Origin of the sequence: Janibacter sp. Soil728 (genome assembly GCF_001428305.1) — a bacterium.
Classification (GTDB): domain Bacteria; phylum Actinomycetota; class Actinomycetes; order Actinomycetales; family Dermatophilaceae; genus Janibacter.
Genome location: NZ_LMRZ01000004.1, coordinates 81,465 through 101,624, shown reverse-complemented (window position 1 = coordinate 101,624; position 20,160 = coordinate 81,465). Strand labels below are relative to the sequence as shown.

At 70.8% G+C, this 20,160-nt stretch carries 23 protein-coding genes; 2 read left to right on the top strand and 21 right to left on the bottom strand.

The genetic code is table 11. The features are described 5' to 3' along the window. Nucleotide 1: 1 nt before the first annotated feature. Nucleotides 2-715 carry a succinate dehydrogenase cytochrome b subunit gene (locus ASG73_RS07260; RefSeq protein WP_055993081.1) on the bottom strand — a complete coding sequence of 238 codons (714 nt, stop codon included), beginning with the start codon at nucleotides 713-715 and terminating at the stop codon, nucleotides 2-4. A gap of 134 nt (nucleotides 716-849) precedes the next feature. Here ASG73_RS07260 and ASG73_RS07255 point away from each other — a divergent pair, with 134 nt between their 5' ends. Next, nucleotides 850-1,527 (top strand): hypothetical protein, encoded by a 678-nt coding sequence (locus tag ASG73_RS07255; RefSeq protein WP_055993079.1) that lies wholly within the window; start codon nucleotides 850-852, stop codon nucleotides 1,525-1,527. 234 nt (nucleotides 1,528-1,761) lie between these two features. Here the strand turns inward: ASG73_RS07255 and hemL are convergent, their stop codons facing one another. The 13 genes from hemL to ASG73_RS07195 form a co-directional block, all read right to left on the bottom strand. Further along, nucleotides 1,762-3,093 (bottom strand): glutamate-1-semialdehyde 2,1-aminomutase, encoded by a 1,332-nt coding sequence (gene hemL, locus ASG73_RS07250; RefSeq protein WP_055993076.1) that lies wholly within the window; start codon nucleotides 3,091-3,093, stop codon nucleotides 1,762-1,764. A gap of 85 nt (nucleotides 3,094-3,178) precedes the next feature. After that, the gene (locus tag ASG73_RS07245) at nucleotides 3,179-3,661 is read right to left on the bottom strand and encodes a MarR family winged helix-turn-helix transcriptional regulator (protein ID WP_055993074.1); all 483 of its coding nucleotides are present in this window, start codon (nucleotides 3,659-3,661) and stop codon (nucleotides 3,179-3,181) included. Then, entirely contained in the window at nucleotides 3,658-4,662 is a 1,005-nt protein-coding gene (hemB, locus tag ASG73_RS07240) for a porphobilinogen synthase (protein WP_200946723.1), read from the bottom strand. The genes ASG73_RS07245 and hemB overlap by 4 nt, the downstream gene beginning before the upstream one ends. Continuing rightward, entirely contained in the window at nucleotides 4,659-6,299 is a 1,641-nt protein-coding gene (locus tag ASG73_RS07235) for a uroporphyrinogen-III synthase (RefSeq protein WP_055993072.1), read from the bottom strand. The genes hemB and ASG73_RS07235 overlap by 4 nt, the downstream gene beginning before the upstream one ends. After that, on the bottom strand, nucleotides 6,296-7,255 hold the full coding sequence (gene hemC / locus ASG73_RS07230; RefSeq protein WP_055993070.1) for a hydroxymethylbilane synthase: 960 nt from the start codon (nucleotides 7,253-7,255) through the stop codon (nucleotides 6,296-6,298). Before hemC ends, ASG73_RS07235 begins: the two co-directional genes overlap by 4 nt. Further along, nucleotides 7,252-8,526 carry a glutamyl-tRNA reductase gene (locus tag ASG73_RS07225; protein WP_055993068.1) on the bottom strand — a complete coding sequence of 425 codons (1,275 nt, stop codon included), beginning with the start codon at nucleotides 8,524-8,526 and terminating at the stop codon, nucleotides 7,252-7,254. The genes hemC and ASG73_RS07225 overlap by 4 nt, the downstream gene beginning before the upstream one ends. After that, nucleotides 8,526-9,206: a redox-sensing transcriptional repressor Rex gene (locus tag ASG73_RS07220; RefSeq protein WP_055993067.1), complete on the bottom strand. Its 681-nt coding sequence runs from the start codon at nucleotides 9,204-9,206 to the stop codon at nucleotides 8,526-8,528. The genes ASG73_RS07225 and ASG73_RS07220 overlap by 1 nt, the downstream gene beginning before the upstream one ends. 123 nt (nucleotides 9,207-9,329) lie before the next feature. Then, a complete protein-coding gene (locus tag ASG73_RS07215; RefSeq protein WP_327077483.1) occupies nucleotides 9,330-9,578 on the bottom strand; it encodes a glutaredoxin family protein in 249 nt (82 codons plus the stop codon). An 8-nt stretch (nucleotides 9,579-9,586) separates the two neighbouring features. Beyond that, the gene (locus tag ASG73_RS07210) at nucleotides 9,587-11,047 is read right to left on the bottom strand and encodes a lysophospholipid acyltransferase family protein (RefSeq protein ID WP_055993063.1); all 1,461 of its coding nucleotides are present in this window, start codon (nucleotides 11,045-11,047) and stop codon (nucleotides 9,587-9,589) included. After that, the gene (locus ASG73_RS07205; protein WP_082567151.1) at nucleotides 11,047-12,099 is read right to left on the bottom strand and encodes an NAD-dependent epimerase/dehydratase family protein; all 1,053 of its coding nucleotides are present in this window, start codon (nucleotides 12,097-12,099) and stop codon (nucleotides 11,047-11,049) included. Before ASG73_RS07205 ends, ASG73_RS07210 begins: the two co-directional genes overlap by 1 nt. A 178-nt stretch (nucleotides 12,100-12,277) precedes the next feature. Continuing rightward, nucleotides 12,278-12,376, bottom strand: a complete 99-nt coding sequence (locus tag ASG73_RS17505) for a 30S ribosomal protein bS22 (protein ID WP_003792170.1) — start codon at nucleotides 12,374-12,376, stop codon at nucleotides 12,278-12,280. 158 nt (nucleotides 12,377-12,534) lie between these two features. Beyond that, nucleotides 12,535-12,732: a helix-turn-helix domain-containing protein gene (locus ASG73_RS07200; protein WP_055994366.1), complete on the bottom strand. Its 198-nt coding sequence runs from the start codon at nucleotides 12,730-12,732 to the stop codon at nucleotides 12,535-12,537. 169 nt (nucleotides 12,733-12,901) lie between these two features. Next, complete coding sequence (locus tag ASG73_RS07195) at nucleotides 12,902-14,092, bottom strand: acetoin utilization protein AcuC (protein ID WP_055993060.1); 1,191 nt, start codon at nucleotides 14,090-14,092, stop codon at nucleotides 12,902-12,904. Nucleotides 14,093-14,163: 71 nt separating this feature from the next. Here ASG73_RS07195 and ASG73_RS07190 point away from each other — a divergent pair, with 71 nt between their 5' ends. Continuing rightward, entirely contained in the window at nucleotides 14,164-14,823 is a 660-nt protein-coding gene (locus tag ASG73_RS07190) for a potassium channel family protein (protein ID WP_055993058.1), read from the top strand. A 107-nt stretch (nucleotides 14,824-14,930) separates the two neighbouring features. Here ASG73_RS07190 and ASG73_RS07185 read toward each other — a convergent pair whose 3' ends face one another. Genes ASG73_RS07185 through ASG73_RS07155 form a run of 7 tightly spaced genes read right to left on the bottom strand, consistent with a single transcriptional unit; the run spans nucleotide 14,931 to nucleotide 20,143 of the window. Further along, nucleotides 14,931-15,449 carry a GNAT family N-acetyltransferase gene (locus tag ASG73_RS07185; RefSeq protein WP_055993056.1) on the bottom strand — a complete coding sequence of 173 codons (519 nt, stop codon included), beginning with the start codon at nucleotides 15,447-15,449 and terminating at the stop codon, nucleotides 14,931-14,933. A 58-nt stretch (nucleotides 15,450-15,507) separates the two neighbouring features. Beyond that, entirely contained in the window at nucleotides 15,508-15,984 is a 477-nt protein-coding gene (locus tag ASG73_RS07180) for a GNAT family N-acetyltransferase (protein ID WP_055993054.1), read from the bottom strand. Beyond that, nucleotides 15,984-16,772 (bottom strand): pyrroline-5-carboxylate reductase, encoded by a 789-nt coding sequence (proC, locus tag ASG73_RS07175; RefSeq protein ID WP_055993052.1) that lies wholly within the window; start codon nucleotides 16,770-16,772, stop codon nucleotides 15,984-15,986. The genes ASG73_RS07180 and proC overlap by 1 nt, the downstream gene beginning before the upstream one ends. A 31-nt stretch (nucleotides 16,773-16,803) precedes the next feature. Then, entirely contained in the window at nucleotides 16,804-17,748 is a 945-nt protein-coding gene (locus tag ASG73_RS07170; protein WP_055993050.1) for a hypothetical protein, read from the bottom strand. Further along, on the bottom strand, nucleotides 17,745-18,665 hold the full coding sequence (locus tag ASG73_RS07165; RefSeq protein ID WP_055993048.1) for a diacylglycerol/lipid kinase family protein: 921 nt from the start codon (nucleotides 18,663-18,665) through the stop codon (nucleotides 17,745-17,747). Before ASG73_RS07165 ends, ASG73_RS07170 begins: the two co-directional genes overlap by 4 nt. A 24-nt stretch (nucleotides 18,666-18,689) precedes the next feature. Then, nucleotides 18,690-19,424, bottom strand: coding sequence for an ABC transporter permease (locus tag ASG73_RS07160; protein ID WP_055993046.1), 735 nt, complete (start codon nucleotides 19,422-19,424; stop codon nucleotides 18,690-18,692). Then, the gene (locus ASG73_RS07155; RefSeq protein WP_055993045.1) at nucleotides 19,421-20,143 is read right to left on the bottom strand and encodes an ABC transporter ATP-binding protein; all 723 of its coding nucleotides are present in this window, start codon (nucleotides 20,141-20,143) and stop codon (nucleotides 19,421-19,423) included. Before ASG73_RS07155 ends, ASG73_RS07160 begins: the two co-directional genes overlap by 4 nt. Between the last annotated feature and the right edge of the window lie 17 nt (nucleotides 20,144-20,160).

Sequence of the window (20,160 nt, the reverse complement as noted above, 5' to 3'; positions counted from 1 at the left end):
CTCAGAGACTGTCGATGAAGATGTAGACGGGCGGGATCAAGAACCCGACCACGATCACCGCAGCAACGACGGCGCCGATCGCACGAGCGCGGGCGCGGGCCGTTGCGGTGTTGTTCAGACCCATCGTCTGGGAGGCGCTGTAGATGCCGTGGTAGAGGTGCATGCCCAAGGCCACCAGTGCGATCACGTAGATGAGCAGGACCCACCACATCGCGAAGGCTGCGCTGATCATCACGTAGGGAGATTCCTTGATCGCCTCCGAGTCAGCCGCACCGTAGAGGTTGGGCTTGACGATCGTGAACTGGATCAGGTGGAAGATGATGAAGGCGAAGAGGGCGAGCCCACCCCAGCGCATGGTGCGCGAGGCGAGCGTCGAGCCGACGTTCTTCTTCACCTGGTACTTGACCGGTCGCGCCGCATTGTTACGGGCGATGAGCCGCAGTGCCGCGTAGACGTGCCCGACGAGCGCGAGGATCAGCACGATCCTCACGACCCACAGCAGGCCGCCGTACGGGAGCATCGGCTCACCGAAGGTGCGCAGGTGGTGCGCATAAGTATCGAAGGCTTCCTGACCGGCCAAGGCCTTGAGGTTGCCGTACATGTGCAGCAGCACATAAAGGATGAAGATGACGCCGGTGCCTGCCATGAGGAATTTGAGCCCGATGGAAGACGACGCCACCCCCTTCTTCTTCGCGGGGAGGGTCGTAGTAGCCACGGGCTCAAGGTACCCCGTTGTGAGCGGGCACACCCTACCCGGGCTCCCTTCGCGCATGTGACATTGCTCCGGTTACCGTGACGTAATAGACAACACACATGTCCCGAAATTGCGGGGCCTGACTGGAGGAACTCATGGACACCCCCTTCGAGACGATCGTGTCGGCGACCACCCCCCGGGGCGAGATCGCCCTGCGCGAGCGTCCGGACCCCGACGGGTCGGGAGTCGTGCACGAGCTGGTCGTCGCCGGGGTCTTCGCCATGGACAGTCTCGACACCTCGATCGAGGTGGCCCTCGCGCAGGAGGCACTGGCTCGCACCGAGGCTCCCGCCCGGGTCCTCGTCGGCGGGCTCGGACTGGGATTCACCACCTGGCAGGTACTCAAGGACAAGCGGGTGCGACACGTCGACGTGGTGGAGATCGAGGAGGACCTCGTCGGGTGGGCTCGGCTGGGCCTCGCCCCGACCCTCGGCCTCGTGGCCCGGCACCCGCGCGTCACGGTCCACGCCGGTGACGTCGACCGCGTGCTGCAGGGCGCGGCCGACCCGGCCGGACCGTGGGACCTCGTGCTCCTCGACAACGGACCGCGCTTCCTCGTCCGCGAGGGCAACGAGGGTCTCCCCCGTGCCGATGCCCTGCAGGCAGCCCTCTCCCGAGTGACGTCCGGCGGTGTCCTCGCGATCTGGGCGGCCCAGCGCGAGCCCGCCCTGCTGGCCAGCCTCGAGGCCCTCGCACCCACCGACGAGGTGCTCCTCGAGGTCGAGCGCGAAGGGCGTCGCCTCGAGTACGCGCTCTACCTCACCCGCGCCTGACCCCTGCCCGGGTTGGCGTCGTTGTGCCCAGTTGGCTGACGTTCTGGCGTCAGCCAACCCCGCAGTTCGACGCCGGGCTGGGTCACCTGAGGGACGAAGGGGAAGGCCGGGAAGGGTGGGTTCGCGCGACTCGAGCCGAAGTCGAGAACGACACCTGGCTCGGACGATGACCAAGGACTTCGGCCCGCGCGGACCCATCCTTCCGGGCCGACCTCTACGACGGCCGGCAACCGGTCAGGCTGCTGCAGCAGCCTTGGCGGCGAGGGGCAGGGCGGCGCGGATCGTGTCGAGCGCCGTCTCGTCAAGGGCGTCGGAGACGAACCAGACCTCGAAGGCGCTGGGCGGCAGGTGCACGCCGGCCTCGAGCATCGCGTGGAAGAAGCGGCCGTAGGCCCTGGTGTCCTGGGCCTGCGCATCGGCGAAGGAGCGCACCTGCCCGTCGCGGAAGAAGATGGAGAACATCGAGCCGGCCCACTGGACGCGATGGGCGACGCCCTCGGCGGACAGTGCGGCCGACGCGGCGTCGGCGATGGTCCGGGCGGTCGACTCCAGCCGTGGGTAGAGCCCCTCGGTGCAGCCGTGCAAGGTGGCCAGACCTGCGGCCGTCGCGACGGGGTTCCCCGAGAGCGTGCCCGCCTGGTAGACGGGTCCGTCCGGGGCGAGGTTGGCCATGAGGTCGGCGCGACCGCCGAAGGCCGCGGCCGGGAAACCGCCGCCCATGACCTTGCCGAAGGTGAAGAGGTCTGGGGCGCCACCTGCGTAGCCGCCCGGGTTGCCACCGGTGGGGCCTGTCTCGAGGCCGTACCAACCGGAACGGCTGGCGCGGAACCCGGTCATGACCTCGTCGCTGATGAGCAGGGCGCCGTGCGCGGCCGTGACGCGCCGCAGCCCTTCGGTGAAGCCCGGCTCCGGCGGGACGACGCCCATGTTGCCCGGGGCCGCCTCGGTGATGACCGCGGCGATCTCCTCACCGCGGACGGCGAAGAGCTCCTCGACGGCGGCGAGGTCGTTGTAGGGAAGGACGACGGTCTCCCCCGCCGCCGACGCCGGAACGCCGGCGGAGTCGGGCAGCGCGAAGGTCGCGACACCCGAGCCGGCCTGCGCGAGAAGGGCGTCGACGTGGCCGTGGTAGCAACCGGCGAACTTCACGACGACCGACCGTCCGGTGGCACCACGGGCCAGGCGAAGGGCGGACATGGTCGCCTCGGTACCGGAGGAGACCAGCCGCACCTGCTCCAGCGGCTCGACCCGGTCGACGATCTCGGCGGCCAGTGCCACCTCGTTCTCACTCGGGGTGCCGAAGGAGAATCCCTTGGCCGCGGCAGCGGTCACCGCAGCGAGCACGTCGGGGTGCGTGTGACCGAGGATCATCGGTCCCCAGGAGCAGACGAGGTCGACATACCGGTTGCCGTCGACGTCGGTGAGCCAGGCTCCCTTCGCGCTGTCGATGAAGCGCGGCACGCCACCGACTCCGCCGAAGGCGCGCACCGGAGAGTTGACCCCACCGGGGATCACCGTGCGGGCACGGTCGAAGAGGGCCTGCGAACCAGTCGTCGAGAGCGTCATACCCCGATCCTCCCAAACCCTGCCACGCAGACCTTCGGGGGGACTCGGGGGCGCAGGCTGCCCGCGGCCGTGAGCCCCCGAGAGCTCAGTCGTCGAGGCCGATCTCGTGGTGGGCAGGAGCCATCCGGTCACGCAGCGCAGCCATCGCGACCCCCAGCCCCTCGAACTCGTCGGGCGTCAGGGCGTCCACGAGGTGCCGTCGGACCGACTCGACGTGTACCCGCGACAGCTCTTGGAGCGCCTCGCGTCCGGCATCCGTCAGCGAGATCTCGACGCCGCGGCCGTCGTCGTCGGAGCGACAGCGCTCGACCCAGCCGCGCTTCTCCAGCCGGGTGGCCGTGTGGGTGACCCGAGAGCGTGACTGGATGATGTCGTCGGCCAACCGCGACATCCGGGTGCGCTGATCGGGCGACTCCGAGAGCATCGAGAGCAGCTCGTACTCGGTCAGCTGGATGTTCAGCGGCGCGAGGTCGTCGACGAGCGCGCGTTCGAGCAGGCGCGACCCGCGCAGGTAGGCACGCCAGTGCTCCTGCTCCCGCGCGCTCAGCCAGCGCGTCTCCTCGCTCACAGCCGACCCGCGACCTCGAGCGCGAAGTAGGTGAGCACGATCTGCGCACCTGCCCGCTTGATGTGCAGCAGCGACTCGAAGACGGCCGCGTCCCGGTCGATCCAGCCGCGCTCGGCGGCCGCGACGATCTGGGCGTACTCCCCCGAGATCTGGTAGGCGGCAAGGGGCACGGGCGAGATCTCGGCGGCTGCCGCGATGATGTCCAGGTGCGGCTGGGCCGGCTTGACCATGATGATGTCAGCACCCTCGGCGAGGTCGAGCTCGATCTCGCGCAGGGACTCGGTCGCGTTGGCGGGGTCCTGCTGGTAGGTCGCCCGGTCGCCGCGCAACGAGGACTGGACGGCCTCTCGGAAGGGCCCGTAGAGCGCCGAGGTGTACTTGGCGGCGTAGGCCAGCACGAGCGTGTCGGTGTACCCGGCCTCGTCGAGGGCCGCGCGCACGTGGCCGACCTGACCGTCCATCATCCCGGACAGCCCGAGCACGTGGGCGCCCGCGGCCGCCTGGGCCAGGGCCATGTCGGCGTAGCGCTCGAGGGTCGCGTCGTTGTCGACGACGATGCTCCCGTCCGAGGCCGTCGTCAGCACCCCGCAGTGGCCGTGGTCGGTGAACTCGTCGAGGCACAGGTCGGTCATGACGACCAGGCGGTCTCCGACCGCATCGACGACGGCCCGGGTCGCGACATTGAGGATCCCTTGCGGGTCGTCCGCACCGGAACCACGAGCGTCCTTGGCCTGCGGGACACCGAAGAGCATGATCCCGCCGATGCCGACGTCGACGCAGGCCCGTGCCTCGTCGACGAGCGACTCGAGGGTGTGCTGCACGACGCCCGGCATCGAGGAGATGTCCACGGGCGCGTCGATGCCCTCGCGGACGAAGACCGGCAGGACGAGGTCGGCCGGGTGCAGCCGGGTCTGCGCGACCAGCCGACGAAGGGGGATGCTCCCCCGCAGTCGTCGCGGCCGGATCGCCGGCCCGACAGGGCGAGAACCGGTGGGGCTCACCCCTTCGCCTTGCGCCGGCTCGACGACTTCTTGCGCCGCTCGCTCGGACGGGTGACCTCTTCACCGGCCTCGTGGGCAGCAGCGGCCAGCTCACGGCCGTGGGCCGCGAGGGCCTCGACGAGGCTCTCGCCGGTCGCCTCGGGCGCCATGACGTCGACCCGCAGCCCGGCCTCCTCGGCCGTCTTGACGGTTGCCGGGCCGATGCAGGCGATGACGGTGGACGGGTGCGGCTTGCCGGCGATGCCGACGAGGTTGCGCACCGTCGAGGACGAGGTGAAGACGACCGCGTCGAAGGCGCCCTGCTTGATCGCATCGCGCACGGGCGCAGGCGGTGGCGTGGCCCGCACGGTGCGGTAGGCCGTCACGTCGTCGACCTGCCAGCCCATGTCCTGCAGGCCGGCGACCAGCGTGTCGGTGGCGATGTCAGCTCGCGGGAGGAAGACGCGGTCCATCGGGTCGAGCACCTCGTCGTAGGGAGGCCACTCCTCGAGCAGGCCCTTGGCCGACATCTCACCGGTGGGCACCAGGTCGGGCTCCAGGCCCCAGTCGCGCAGGGCATCAGCGGTCACGCCACCGACGGCGGCGATCTTCAGCCCCGAGAAGGCACGGGCATCCAGACCGAACTCCTGGAACTTCTCCCGGATGGCCTTGACCGCATTGACCGAGGTGAACCCGATCCACTGGTAGCGCCCGGTGACCAGACCGCGCACGGCGCGCTCGACAGCCTGAGGGGTGCGGGGCGGCTCGACGCTGATCGTCGGGACGACCTGGCTGGTCGCACCGTGACCGAGCAGCTGCTTGGTCATCGGACCGGCCTGGTCCTTGGTGCGAGGGATCAGCACGCGCCAGCCGTACAGCGGCTTGGTCTCGAACCACGAGAGGTTCTCGCGCAGTGCCACGGTCGAGCCGATGACCGCCAGGGTCGGCACCTCGAGGCCGACGATGGTCTCGGCTGCCTCCTCGAGGGTGGTCTGCCGGGTCGTCTGGTGCGTCGTCGTGCCACCGCGGGTGAGGGCGACGGGGGTGTCGCCCGCACGGCCCGCAGCCAGCAGGTCGGTGAAGGCCTGGCTCAGGTGCTCGGGCAGGCCGAGCAGCACGAGGGTGACGTCGTCACCGGTCGACGCGGACAGGTCCGCTCGCTTGCCGCCCGAGACGCTCACGACGTGCAGCGCACTGGTCGAGCGCGAGGTCAGCGGCACACCGGCGTAGGCCGGGACCGCGCTGACCGCGGAGACGCCCGGGACGATGTCGAAGTCGATGCCGGCCTTGACGAGGGCCTGCGCCTCCTCGGCGAGGCCGTTGAAGGTCGCTGGGTCGCCGTCCATGAGACGCACGACGAGACCGCACTTGTGGGCCTTGGCCGTCTTGACGACGAGCCGCGCACGCATGGCGTGCGTCAGCTGCTGGCCGTGCTCACCGTGGCTGGCGTCGACGACGTCGACGCCCTCGCCCGTCATCGAGGCGACGATGTCCTCGTTGGTCAGCTGGTCGGTGATGACCGCGTCCGCACGACCGAGCAGGTCGACCGCGGCAACGGTCATCAGTGAGACATCACCCGGTCCAGCACCGACGAAGGCGACGCGCGCCGGTCGGCGGGAGGCGGCGGAGGGGGTTGCGGCAGAGCGCTGGGGGGTCACTGGACATGCTCCGAAGCGGTCGAAGGGTGGGTGGCTTGCAAGTCGGCGAGCTCTGGGGCGCCGTCGGCGACGAGGGTGCGGGCGAGGCGACGACCGAGGTCCTCTGCCTCGTTCATCGGGCCGGTGATGGACCGGCGCAGGTCTCCGGTGCCGTCGGTCGCAGCGACCACGGCTCGGAGGGAGATGGCGAGGCCGTCGACGTCGTCGACGACCTCGGCGAGGGCGCCGACGGGGGCGGCACACCCGGCCTCGAGCTCCGCGAGGACACCGCGCTCGGCGGTGACGGCAGCGCGGGTGTCTGCGTGGTCGAGCGGGCGAAGGGCGGCGAGCACCTGCTCGTCACCCTCACGGCACTCGACGGCCAGGGCCCCCTGCCCGGGGGCGGGCAGCATCTGGATGGGTTCGAGCAGCTCGGTGATCTGCTCGCGCAGGCCGAGTCGGGTCAGTCCGGCGGACGCGAGGACGATGGCGTCGAGCTGGTCCTCGCCCGGGCCGACCATGGCCAGACGGGTACCGAGGTTGCCGCGGATGTCGCGGAACTCCAACCCGAGGCCGAGCGCGGCGAGCTGGGCTCGTCGTCGCGGTGAGCCGGTCCCGACGACGGCGCCTTCGCCGAGCTCACCCAGGGTGAGTCCGTCGCGGGCGCACAGGGCATCGCGCGGGTCGACCCGCGCAGGGATCGCGGCGATGACCAGTCCCGGGGCGGGTGCGGTCGGCAGGTCCTTGAGGGAGTGCACGGCGAAGTCGATCTCACCGGCGTGCATCGCCTCGCGCAGGGCCGTGGCGAAGACGCCGGTGCCGCCCATGCTCGCGAGCGAGGCGCGGTTGGTGTCACCCTCGGTGACGATCTCGACGAGCTCGACCTCGTGGCCGGCTGCGCGCAGCGCGTCGGCGACGTGCCCGGACTGGGTCATGGCCAGGGCCGAGCGACGAGTACCAAGACGAAGGGAGGTCACAGGGCACCCCCTTCGGCGTGGAGGTCGAAGAGCTGGTGCAGGGCGTCCTCGTACTCGCCGAAGCGACCGTCGCTGGCCAGCTCCTTGGCGCGCACGGTGGGCTGGTGCAGCAGCTTCTCGACGATGCGGTGCACGGCCAGGTCGACCTCCGCGCGGTCACTCTCGGTCATGTCGGGGGTGCGCTGACCCAGCCGGGCCAGCTCGCGCTCGACGACCTGCTGGGCCGCACTGCGCAGGGCCCGTACCGTCGGCCCGGCGATGTTCGCGGCTCGCCGACCCAGGTGCTTGGTGACGGCGTCGCCGACGATCGCCCGGGCCTGCTCGACCTCGGGGACCGAGCCCCCGGAGCCGAGCCGGTCGCCCAGCTCGGCGAGCCCCAGTCGGCTGACCCCGCTGAGGTCCGCCACGTCGTGGGCGATGTCGTGGGGCAGGGCGAGGTCGATGAAGGCCTGCGGGAGGCCGCCTCGGGCGACCTGGGCATCAGCGACATCGGGCAGCGTGATCGCCAGCCCGGTCGACCCGGTGCAGGAGATCACGACGTCTGCGTCGGCAAGTGCCTCGGCGATCTCGTGGGCCGGGCGGGCCCGACCGCCCAGGCGCTCGGCGAGGGCAACTCCCCGCTCGTGCGTGCGGTTGACGACGGTGAGCTCGGCGACCCCGCGGCGGATCGCGCTGGTCGCGGCGAGGGCGCTCATCGCGCCCGCCCCCACGACGAGGACGTGCGCACCGGTCAGCGAGCCGACGTGCTCAGCGGCGGCGTCGAGGCCCACGCCCACGAGCGAACGAGAGACCTCGTCGATCGCGGTCTCCGAGTGGACCCGCTTGCCGGTGCGCAGAGCCTGCTGGATGAGGGCGTTGAGGCTGGTCCCGACGTGGCCCTCGTCCTGCCCTCGCCCGAGTGCATCGCGCATCTGGCCGAGGATCTGGGACTCCCCCACCGCCATCGAGTCCAGCCCGGCCGCGACATTGAAGACATGGGCCACGGCCGCATCGCCGTAGTGCAGGTCCAGGTGCGACTTCAGGTCGTCCTGGGTGATGTCCGTGGCCTGCGTCAGCGCTTCGGTGAGGTCCGCGACGGCGCCGTGGAAGGCCGCGACCTCGGCGTAGATCTCGGTGCGGTTGCAGGTCGCGACGACCAGGTGCTCCCTGATGTCGGGGCTGGCCGTCGCCGCCGCGATGATCTGCGACAGGCTCGCCTCGTCGAGGGCGGCCCGCTCCAGGACGGAGATCGGGGCCCGACGGTGGTTGAGGCCGAAGGCGAGGAGGCTCATCAGCCGATCTCCTCCAGCAGCTCGTCGGACACGGCACCAGAGCGCTGCTGCTCGTGGAAGGCTAGGATCTGCAGCTCGGTGGACAGGTCGACCTTGCGCATGTGGACCCCTTCGGGAACCTGGATCGCGGTGGCGGCAAAGTTGAGGATGGAGCTGACCCCGGCGGTGACGAGGAGGTCCGCGACGTCCTGGGCGGAGGCAGCCGGGGTGGCGACGACACCGATGCAGGCCTCACCGGGTGTGACGACGTCGGCAAGCTCGTCCATCGGCTGGATCGTCAGATCGTCGAGCCGGTCGCCGACCAGCTGGGGGTCGCGGTCCAGGAGAGCCACGACCTTGAAGCCCTTGGTCGCGAAACCGCCGTAGGAGGCCAGCGCGCGGCCGAGGTTGCCCATGCCGACGATGATGACCGGCCAGTCATGGGTCAGACCCAGCGCACGGGAGATCTGGTAGGTCAGGTGGGCCACGTCGTAGCCGACGCCGCGCACACCGTAGGAGCCAAGATGGCTGAGGTCCTTGCGCAGCTTGGCCGAGCTCACCCCGGCGCTGTACGCGAGTTCTTCGGAGGAGACGGAGAGCACGTCCTGGGCGGTGAGCTGGCCCAGTGCCCGCAGATATCCGGGGAGTCGGGCAACCGTCGCGTCGGGGATGTCACGCTTGGCGGCCTGATCGACGGACACGGCTTGGCTCGGCTCCTCTCCCGGTCCAGGGGCGAACGCCACCTGACGACCGAACACCTCGAGATTACGCTCTTGTGAACAAATGCACAAAGTCGCGGATCAGGCGTGGACAGCCGGGCCGGCTCACGTGCGAAGGGCCGCGCGCAACCGCCCTTCGTCCACCCGCCAGTAGTCGTGCTGCCGCCCGTCGACGAAGGTGACCGGCACCTCGTCGGTGTATCGGGCCAGCTCGGGGTCGGCATCGATGTCGACCTCGGCGAAGCTGTCCCCGGTCTGCGCCACGACCTCCTGGATGACCTCGCGGGCCACATCGCACAGGTGACAGCCCTCTCGGCCGATCATGACGACCCGCGCAACAGGAAGGGGACTCACCACTCCTCCTAGAAGAAGACCGAGCGACGCGTCACGAGCACGGAGTACAGGGTCTGCTGGATCGTCTCGCGCACCTGGTCCGTGATCTCGAAGACGAGCATCGGGTCATCGGCTGCGTCCGGGCCGAGCGAGGCGGTGTCGATCGGCTCACCGAACTCGATGATCCACTTGCTCGGCAGCGGGATCAGACCCAGCGGGCCGAGCAAGGGGAAGAAGGGCGTGATCGGGGCGTAGGGCGCACCGAGCAGGCGCGCCACGGTCTTCATGTTGCCGATCATCGGGTAGACCTCTTCGGCTCCGACGACGGAGCACGGGATGATCGGGACCTCGGCCTTGATCGCTGCCGAGACGAAGCCGCCGCGGCCGAAGCGCTGCAGCTTGTAGCGCTCCCGGAAGGGCTTGCCGACGCCCTTGAAGCCCTCGGGCCACACACCGACGAGCTCGCCGCCGCGCATGAGCCGGTCCGCGTCGGCCGCGGACGCCAGGGTTGCGCCCGTCTTGCGCGCGACGTCTCCGACGACCGGCAGCTGGAAGACGAGGTCCGCACCGAGCATGCGCAGGAAGCGCTTCTGCGGATGGGCGTCGTGGATGGCCAGCTGGGTCATGACCGAGTCGATGGCCACGGTGCCCGAGTGGTTGGAGACGAGCAGCGCACCGCTGTCGGCCGGGATGTTCTCGATCCCGCGCACCTCGATGCGGAACCACTTGTCCTTGAGCAGCCGCAGCACCGGGAAGACGGTGTGGATGGTGAAGTCCTCGTCGAAGCCGAAGTCGTCCACCGCGTAGTCGCCCTTGACCCGCCGTTGGAGGAAGTGGAGGGTCTCGGTGAAACGACGCTCCCAGCCCTCCCCCGCGGCCGCACCTGCAGCGAGGCCGAGGGTGCGCGAGGTCATCTGGCCGGCGGACAGCAGCACGGAGAGCAGCTCGGCCAGACCCGGCACGACCGCCTGCCCGCTCTCGGGGGTCCCGTGCGACGTCGAGATGTTGGCGGGGCGAGGGGCGGCCACCGGACGCGCAGCAGAGTCGGCCCGTCGGGTGGGCGGCCGACGCCGGGTCCCGCTCTTGGCAGCCCCTGTGCGCCTGGCCGCCGTGGGCGCTCCGTCGGGTCCGGGCACCACGGTCAGGGTGGGCTTGCGCGACGTGCTCGCCCTCTTCGGCCGGACGGCGGCACCCGTGCCGGACACCTGGGCGGACGGACCGGTGAGAAGGGGGGTGCTGCGTCGGCGGGCGCGCTCGCCACCGGCCCGGTCAGCCGCCGCGGAGACTGCGCTGGGTCGGGCTGCCTTCTTGGCCGGAGCCGAGACAGCCTTCTTCGTGCCCGCCTTCTGCGCAGCGGCCTTCTTGGCGGGAGCCTTCTTGGCGGGAGCCTTCTTGGCCGCAGCGGTCTTCGACGTCGAGACCTTGGTCGCCGCGGACTTCTTGGTCGCGGCGCCCGTCCTGGGGCTGGTGGCGCGGGTGCTGTCGACCATCACTTCTCACTCTCGGGGGTAGGCGTCACGGCCCTCATGGCGGCCTCTGCGGCCTGCACGGCCGACCATCCGGGCTGGGCGAAGGGCAGCCGGTCGAAGACCCTGCCCTTCGTCGCGCGGGCGTAGTCCTCGTAGGCGGCGCGTGTCGTGTAGGCCGGCTCGAAGCCGAGCTCCTCGCGCATGCGGGTGGTGTCCAGCCCACGACCGAAGCTCAGCAGGTCGAGCTGGTCGGAGCCGATGTCGATGAGTCCGAACTTCTTGGCCAGGTCCGTGACGGTGCCGGTGGCCATCCGTGGGACGAGCACGAAGGGGCGTCCCGCGAGGTTGGCCGCCTGACTGGCGGTGATGATCCCGTCACCGGCGACATTGACCGCGCCGAGGCCGGGCAGGTCGATGGCGCGGACGAGCGCGGCCACGCAGTCGTCCTCGTGGACGAACTGGAGGCGGGCGTCGTAGCCGAAGGGGATCGGGATGACCGGCAGGCTGAAGTGATCGGTGAAGGCGGTGCGGATCCGCGGGCCGATGACATTGGCGAAGCGCAGGGTCGTGATCTCGATGTCGGGACGACGGCGGGAGAGCCCACGGACATAGCCCTCGACCTCGACGCTGTCGCGAGCCCACCCGGAGCTGGGCATCTTCTTCGCCGACATGTCCTCGGTGAACATCGCCGGGTCCCGCGGGCTCGACCCGTAGACGCCGGCCGTCGACTTCACGATGAGCTTGGTGACCGACTCGGCTCGCTGGCAGGCAGCCAGGAGCTGCATCGTGCCGATGACGTTGACCTCTTTTTGTGTGGCCCGTCCCCCACCCGCGCGCGGCGTCGCGACGACGCCCATGTGGACGACGGTGTCGACGTCATTGCCCGAGATGATCCGGCTGATGAGAGGGCTGCGGATGTCGGCCCGCATGAACTCCGCGCGACCGATGCCGTGACGCGGTGGCACGACGTCGACGCCGATGATCCGGCCCACGGAATCATCTCGACTCAGGCGGCGTGCGAAGGCACCGCCGAGATGGCGGGAGACGCCTGCAACGAGAACGGTCTCGGGCACCGGAACACCTTCCTTGAGGACGAAGACCACGGGTCATGGACTGCGCCGCAGCCTAGTCTCGCCACGGCCTCTGCGGGAGGGCCGAGCGTCGTCTGCGGCGATGAGAGACAGGGATCACCCGCCCGCGGGCATGACGAAGGGGGCCCGTCCGCAGTGCGGAGGGGCCCCCTTCGTGAGGTCACTTCTTGTTGCGACGCTGGTGGCGCGTCTTGCGCAGCAATTTGCGGTGCTTCTTCTTCGCCATGCGCTTGCGCCGCTTCTTGATGACAGAACCCATGCGGATGTCCTTCGTGTCGTGATCAGTGCTGACGGTGGTGCCTCGAGCGATGCTGGTCCTGCAGTCGCAGGCCCCACCGAGAACGAGTCAGACGACAGAGTCTATCCGCTCGCCGCAGTGCTTCGTGCAAGGGGCCTCGTTCAGGGTGCTGCTGAGGGTCAGGCCGTCTCGACGAAGGAGGTCTCGAGGTACGTGTGCACCGCGTCCTCGGGGACCCGGAAGCTGCGACCCACGCGCACGGCCGGCAGGTCACCGTTGTGGACCATCCGGTACACGGTCATCTTGGACACGCGCATGATCGCCGCGACCTCAGCAACAGTGAGGAAACGCACCTCACCCAGACGGTCGTTGGACATGATCACCTCGTAATCCGCAGGACCGTGCCGCCGGCGGATGCCAGCGGACCTCGACGAGCCCTGCAGGTGTCCACCATAGGGGCAGATGTGACGGCTGGGAAGATGGGAGGGCGTTCATCTCACCCAAGTCCACCCGACACGCCGATGACTTCCGCTCGATTACAGGTCTTCAGTCGTACCAGACGTCGAGACCGTGCAGGGGGAAGATCGCCTCGCGGGTGGCCATCACCGCTCGGTCCACCCCGCTGTGCGGGTTGTATCCCATGGCCCAGGGCTGCACCCAGATCGGGAGGTCCTTGTCGGGGAGATCACCCATCCGGGTGGGACCCGCCTGACCGGCGACCAGCTCGACATGGTCTCGCCAGGCCTGCGGGGTCTCGGTCGAGGGCGGCACCGGCTTGTGCGCCGCGATGGCCGTCAGGTGCGTCCAGGCGCGCGGGACGGCGCTCGCGATGTCGTAGCCACCCCCGCCGACGGCCAGCCATCGCCCGTCGGCCACCTCGTGCGCGAGACGGTGCAGGTTGACGGCCGCCTGCCGCTGCGCGTCGAGCGAGAGCGCCATGTGTGCCAGCGGGTCGTCCTTGTGGGTGTCACAGCCGTGCTGGGTCACCAGGACCTGGGGCGCGAAGGCGCGGACGACCGGGGCGGCCACGGACGTGATCGCCCGCAGCCACGGACCGTCGGTGACGCCCGGTGGCAGGGCGACGTTGACGGCCGTGCCCTCTGCACCCGGGCCCCCGGTGTCGCCGGGCCATCCGGTCCCCGGGAAGAGGGTGCGCCCCGACTCGTGGACCGAGACCGTGAGCACCCGCGGGTCGTCGTAGAAGATCTCCTGCACACCGTCGCCGTGGTGGACGTCCACATCGACGTAGGCCACCCGCTCGACGCCCTGCTCCAGCAGCCAGGCGATGGCCGCAGCGATGTCGTTGTAGATGCAGAACCCGGCAGCCCGACCCCGCATGGCGTGGTGCATCCCGCCGGTGAAGTTGACCGCGTGCTCGGCCTCGCCACTCCACACCCGTCGGGCAGCCTCGATGCTGCCGGCGACGATGCGTGCGCTCGCCTCGTGGATGCCGGCGAAGGCGGGCACGTCGTCCGTGCCGATCCCCCAGTGCCCGTCGGCACTCGTGGGGTCGGCGGAGATCTTCTTGACGGCCTCGACGTAGTCGCGGTCGTGGACCGTCGCCAGCACGTCATCGCTCGCCGGCTCGACGTCGACGACGTCCATCTCGTCGAAGACCCCGAGCTCGCGGCACAGCCGCGCTGTCAGGTCGAGGCGTACCGGTGACATCGGGTGTCCGACGCCGAAGTCGTAACGCGTGAAGTCCTCGCCCCAGATGGCGCACGCCTGTGTGCTCATGGTCCGGAACGCTACCCCGGCTAGTGTCTTCTCCCACGACCCCCTGATGATCGGAGGACCGCGTGCCGCGCATGCGTCTGCACAACGAGGACGTCCTCGTCCTCGGCCTCGGCCGCTTCGGCGGCGCTGTCGCCACCGAGCTGCACCGTCTGGGCAACCGGGTGACGGCACTCGAGCTCGACCCGTCGCTGGCCGAGACCTACCTGGCCAGGGTCGGTCGGATCGTCCAGGGCGATGCCACCTCGGTGACGACGATCGAGGAGCTGAAGCCGCACACCTTCTCCGCCAGCGTCCTGGCCATCGGGTCCTCGATCGAGGCGAGCGTGCTCGCCGCGGTCAACCTCATCGACGGCGAGGCGCCCAAGGTGTGGGCCAAGGCGGTCAGCCCGGAGCACGCTCGCATCCTCAACCGGATCGGCGTGCACCACGTCCTCTCCCCCGAGATCGAGTCGGGCAAGCGTCTGGCACACCTCATCGGCAGCCGCCTGATGGACTACATCGAGTTCGACGACGGCTTCGCGATCGTCAAGATGACCCCTCCCCAGGAGGCCGTGGGGTTCACGCTCGAGCAGTCCTCGATCCGCAGCAAGTACGGCGTGACCGTCGTCGGGGTGAAGTCACCCGGTCAGGACTTCACCTATGCGCGCCCGGAGACCAAGGTGCGCAACGGCGACCTGATCATCGTCAGCGGTCCGACGGCGCTCATCGAGCGGATGGCCTCACGACCGTAGGGCCGTGCCCCTGAGGTGCGCATCTCCTCGAGGTCGTGCGCACGCAGACCGGTGGCCCGCTCCCTTCGGCCGAAGGGAGCGGGCCACTCGTCGTCGTGCGGGCCGGATCAGCCGCGGTCCTCGCCCAGGGCGAGGACGAGCGCGATCTCTTGCTCGTCCTGGCCGTCAGCGTTGGCGACGCGCATCGGACGGCGGTCGTCGGTGGGGCGGAAGCCGAAGCTCGACGCGAAGGCGACCGCGCGGCCGTTGTCGGACCCGACCCAGTAGAAGAGCTGGCCCAGACCCTTGCGCTCAGCGATCTTGGCGCTCTGGCGCACGAGGTGCGCGGCGACGCCGGCCCCTCGCCACTCGGGGTGGACCCACAGGCCGAAGAGCTGGCCGGCATTGTCGGCCTGGCTGTCCTCGGCGTCACCGAGGCTGACCACGCCCACGCGCTTGCCCTCGGCCTCGGCCACGAGCCGGTCGCTGCGGCCCATCCGCTCCCGCCAGAACCCCTCGGCCTCGGCGGCCTCGGCGTCGTGGTCGGCCACGAAGGCCTCCGGAGATTCCTGCAGGGCTTCCAGACGAAGGCTGCGGTAGGTCTCCCACTCGTCCTCGGCCAGGGCTCGCACGGTGATCTCACTCATGGCGTGAGTCTCTCATCCCCGAGGGCGAATTGGCCTGCCGGGTCACGAAGTGTTCACCTCAGGCCGGTAGGACCCGACTCATCCGGTCGCATCCGGCGATGTCACCGGCAGACCCGTCGAAGGCGAACCCGACCCGCTCGTAGAAGGCCACTGCCCGCGGGTTGTCGCGCATGACGTGCAGCCGTACCACTGCGTCCCCGCGCGCGCCGGCGAGATCGACGCAGGCCTGCACGAGAGCGTCCGCGATGCCGTGTCCCCGTGCGTGCCCGGCCACCCACATGGCCACGATCTCGGGGTCGTGGGACTCGTCGGGGCGATAGAGGGTGGCTGCCCCCAACGGCAGCCCCGCGTCGCTCTCCGCGAGGAGGACCGGGTGGTCGAGCCGCTCGCGCCAGGTGGTCTCGTCGAAGGCCACCTCACGGGCGAAGGTGCTCCCGTAGGCCCCCGGCTGGTCGAGGAGCATCGCCAGCCGGACCGCGCGGTGGCGTTCCCAGTCATCACCGCAGAGGCGGCGCACTCCCCACCCGTCGTCCATCAGCTGGCCCGGTCGGTGCAGGCGTCGACGGCATCCGCGAAGGCGTGGCGGACGCCGTGCGCCTCGAGACGAGCCAGGGCAGCCGCGGTCGAGCCGCCTGGCGAGGTGACGGCTGCGCGCAGCAGGGCGGCCTCCTCCCCCGTCTCGACGAGCATGGCGCCGGCCCCGCGGGCGGCCTGCCCGGCGAGCGCGAGCGCATCGGCACGGGTGAGTCCTCGGGCCACGCCGGCGTCGACCAGAGCCTCGACGACGAGGTAGAAGTAGGCCGGGGCTGAGCCCGACAGGGCCGTCGCCACGCCTTGCTGGGACTCGGGCAGGACGATGGTCTCCCCGGTGGGCGCGAGCAGGTCGCGCACCTGCTGCAGCTGCTCGTCGGTGACATCGTCGGCCGGGCTGAGCACGGTCATCCCCTGACCGACGCGGGCCGGGGTGTTGGGCATGCCGCGGATCACGGCCACCCCGTCCGGCAGCGCCTCGGACAGGTCGGCGAGGGAGACCCCGAGGGCCAGGCAGAGCACGATCGACCCGGGGCGAAGGGAGGGAGCCAGCTGCGCGAGCAGGGCCGCCACGGAGTAGGGCTTGACCACGACGAGGTGCACGTCCGCCCGCGATGCCGCGGTCGTCGCGTCGACGATCTCGACGGACGCCTTGTCGGCGTACTGCCGGCGCAGGCTGTCGGCCCGCTCGGGCGCACCCTCGACGGCGAGGACCTCCCCTTCGCCATCGGCCGTGAGGGCCTCGAGGATCGCGCTGCCCATCGCGCCGACTCCGTAGATCGCGGTCGTCATCTCTGCTCCTGCTCGTGGGTGGTGGAGGTCGTCATGCCCGGCCGGTCAGCGTCTCGACGAGACGGCGGACCCCGGAGGGGCGGCGGGCGAGGTCGTGGAGGTGCTCGAGCCATCCGGGACCGTAGGGAACGAGCACGCGCACGCGGTGGCCTGCATCAGCGGTGCGCAGCTGCAGGTCCGAGTCGGCGCCGAGGAAGAACTGGTACTCAAGGCCTTCGGGGCCGCGGCCGGACTGGTCGGCGAGGCCGTCGGCCAGGTCGAGGAGGAGCGGTTCGTGCGTCGCGACCACTGTGTGGACCCCGCTCCCGAGGAGCGTCGCAAGGCACCGGGCGAAGGCCAGGTCGACCTCGTGCGGGTCCTGCCAGGCGATCGAGCCGGGCTCACCCGTGCCGCCTCGGACCAGCCGCACGCGAGCTCCCGCGGCCGCGAGCTCGAGGGCGTCGGCCTCGCTGCGGTGCCGGCGGGCGACGAGGGAGGTCGTGAGGCGCGGGTGCTCCTCGCGTGCCCGGTGGACGAGGTCGAGGAGGGCGTCGGTGTCGCTGTGCGGACCGGAGCGGAGGGTCACGTCCACCCGGTGCTCGTCCCCGACGAGGCAGATGCGGCGCAGGGCGTCAGCAGCCCGGACGGGGTCGGCCCCCAGCGCGAGATGCTCCGGAGCGAGGTAGATCTCCGACCGGTAGTCGCCGCCGGAGGTCACCGGGGCGACCCGCTCGATCGCCGTCACCACCTCGGCGACCGTGGCCTCGACTCCCGCGGTGTCGGTCGCGGCCGGCAGGAGCGGGTGGAGGGCGGCCAGCCGGTTGGTGCGGCGCAGCCATGCTGCGGTGACGACGGCCTCGTCGATCGACTCCCCGGAGACGAAGCGCTCGCGGGCGGCGGCGATGACTCGGGAACGGGCGACCGCATTGCGGTGTCGCGGTGCCAGGAGTCCGTCGAGCACACGCGTGCGCAGGTGGTCGGGGTTCAGGGCGCTCACCTGGTCTCTGCCGGCGAGTGCAGGCGATAGGCACCGGGTACCACGCGCCAGGTGCGCTCGCGGGCGGGGTCCAGTGCCTCGCCGTCGGAGTTGGCGGCGACCTTGTGATGGCGCCCGCGCACGGTGACGGTGCGCGCTCTGGTGGTGACGACATCGTCGAGGTCGGTGTGAGTGCCCCGGCTCAGGCCCAGGGCATACCGGGCCCGACGCGCGGGGGCGACCGCGTAGGAGACGACGACTTCGGCGAGCCCGTCGCCGGGGCGGGCATCCGGCGCGAGCTCGGTGCCGCCGCCGACGCTGGTGCCGATCGTGATGGCGACCTGCAGCACCCGCCGGCTGCCGTCACTGATCACCTCGTCGTCGGCGACGACCTCGAGGTGGCGTCCTTGCTGGCCGAAGCCGGCGGCGATCCCCCCGATGGCGTAGCCGAGGATCCCCAGGTGCAGCTTGCCCAGACGTTCCTTCCACGGGGCCGCGATCCGCCCGGCCTCCTCCCCCACCCCGATGTGCACGGCATTGGCGACGAGCATGTCCTCACCGTCGATGAGCACGTCCACGGGCCGGACCGGGCTGGCCAGCACGACCCGGGCGGCCTCCGCGGGATCCGTGGGGAGGTCCACCGACCGGGCGAAGTCGTTGCCCGTGCCCATGGGCAGCAGACCCACGGTCGGCGGGTCCTCGCCCAGGTCGCCGGCACGGCACAGGGCAGTGACGAAGGCATTGAGCGAACCGTCGCCACCGGCGATGACGACCTCGCGGCCATCACGCCCGGCGACGGCCTCGGTGAGCTCCTCGACCGACTCGGTCTCGACCACCAGGACATCGGCTTCCGCGCGCAGGACGGCCAGGGCAGCGTCCTGGCTCTCCTTGTCGGAGGTCCCCGCGGAGGCATTGGCGATGAAGAGGAGTCGTCTCACGAGCGTCAGCCTACGGTCAGGAGGTCACGGGGTACGGCGACGCAGGGTCAGGCTCCCGAGGACGAGGGCGACGACGATCCACCCCGCGATGACGAGCATCGGGGTGGCGAGGTCCCCTCGCGGCTGCACCTGCTGCGCGACGGCGGTGGCGGCATCGACGACATGGGACAGGGGCAGCACGTCCGACAGCAGCTCGAGGGCACGTGGCAGCTGGTCGCGCGGGACGAGCAGGCCGCACAGGAGGAACTGCGGCAGCACCGTGGCCGGCATCAGCTGCACGGCCTGGAACTCCGTGGCGGCGAAGGCCGAGGCGAGCAGGCCGAGCGAGGTGCCGAGCACGCCGCTCGCGACGACGACGAGCACGAGCCAGACCGCAGAGGCCTCGGTGTCGAGCCCGAGCAGCCACCCGGAGATCGACGTGACGACGATGCCCTGGACGACGGCGAGCAGGCCGAAGGCGAGCGCGTACCCGAGGACGAGGTCGCCCTTGCCCATCGGCGTCGTGAGCAAGCGCTCGAGGGTGCCGCTCGTGCGCTCCCGCAGGGTCGCGACGCTCGTGACGACGAACATGATGACGAAGGGGAAGACCGTCAGCAGCGTGGGTCCGACCCGCTCGAAGAGGGGCCCGTCGGCATAGATCCACGCGAGCAGGCACATGAGGACCACGGGGACGACGAGCATGAGCGCCAGGGTCCGGCGGTCGCGGAGCACCTGTCGCAGGACCCGGCCCGCGGTGACGACCGTCAGGCGCGGGTTCATGCCGCCGCCTCGTCCACGAGTGCCAGGAAGGCACCTTCGGCGTCGGCGGCCCCGGTGCGCTGGAGCAGGTGGGCCGGGGTGTCGTCGGCGAGGACCTCCCCTTCGCGCAGGAGGACGAGACGATCGCAGCGCGAGGCCTCGTCCATGACGTGGCTGGAGATCAAGAGGGTCACGCCGTCGTCAGCGAGCTGACGGAAGAGGCCCCACAGGTCACGGCGCAGGACGGGGTCGAGGCCGACCGTCGGCTCGTCGAGGACGAGCAGCTCGGGAGCACCGACGAGCGCTGCCGCGAGGCTCGCTCGGCCGCGCTGCCCGCCGGACAGGGCGTCGGTGCGCGACTGCGCGTGGCTGGTGAGGTCGACCCGCTCGACGGCTTCGCGGGCGGCAGCGCCGGGGTCGCGCACGCCGAGCAGCCGAGCGAAGTGGGAAACATTCTCGGCCACGGTCAGGTCGCCGTAGACGCTCGGCGCCTGGGTGACGTAGCCGACCCGGTGGCGCAGGTCCGGGTGCCCCGCAGGCAGGCCGAGGACCTCGACCCGGCCCCCTTCGACCTCTTGCACGCCGACGACCGCGCGCATCACCGTCGACTTGCCGCCCCCGCTCGGCCCGAGGAGACCGACGACCTGGCCGGTGGGGACCCGCAGGTCGAGACCCGGCAGGACGAGCCTGCCCCGGCGCGTGACCCGCAGCCCGTCGATCTCGATCGCGTCCTGGGTCATCTGATCCGCCGCGCGGC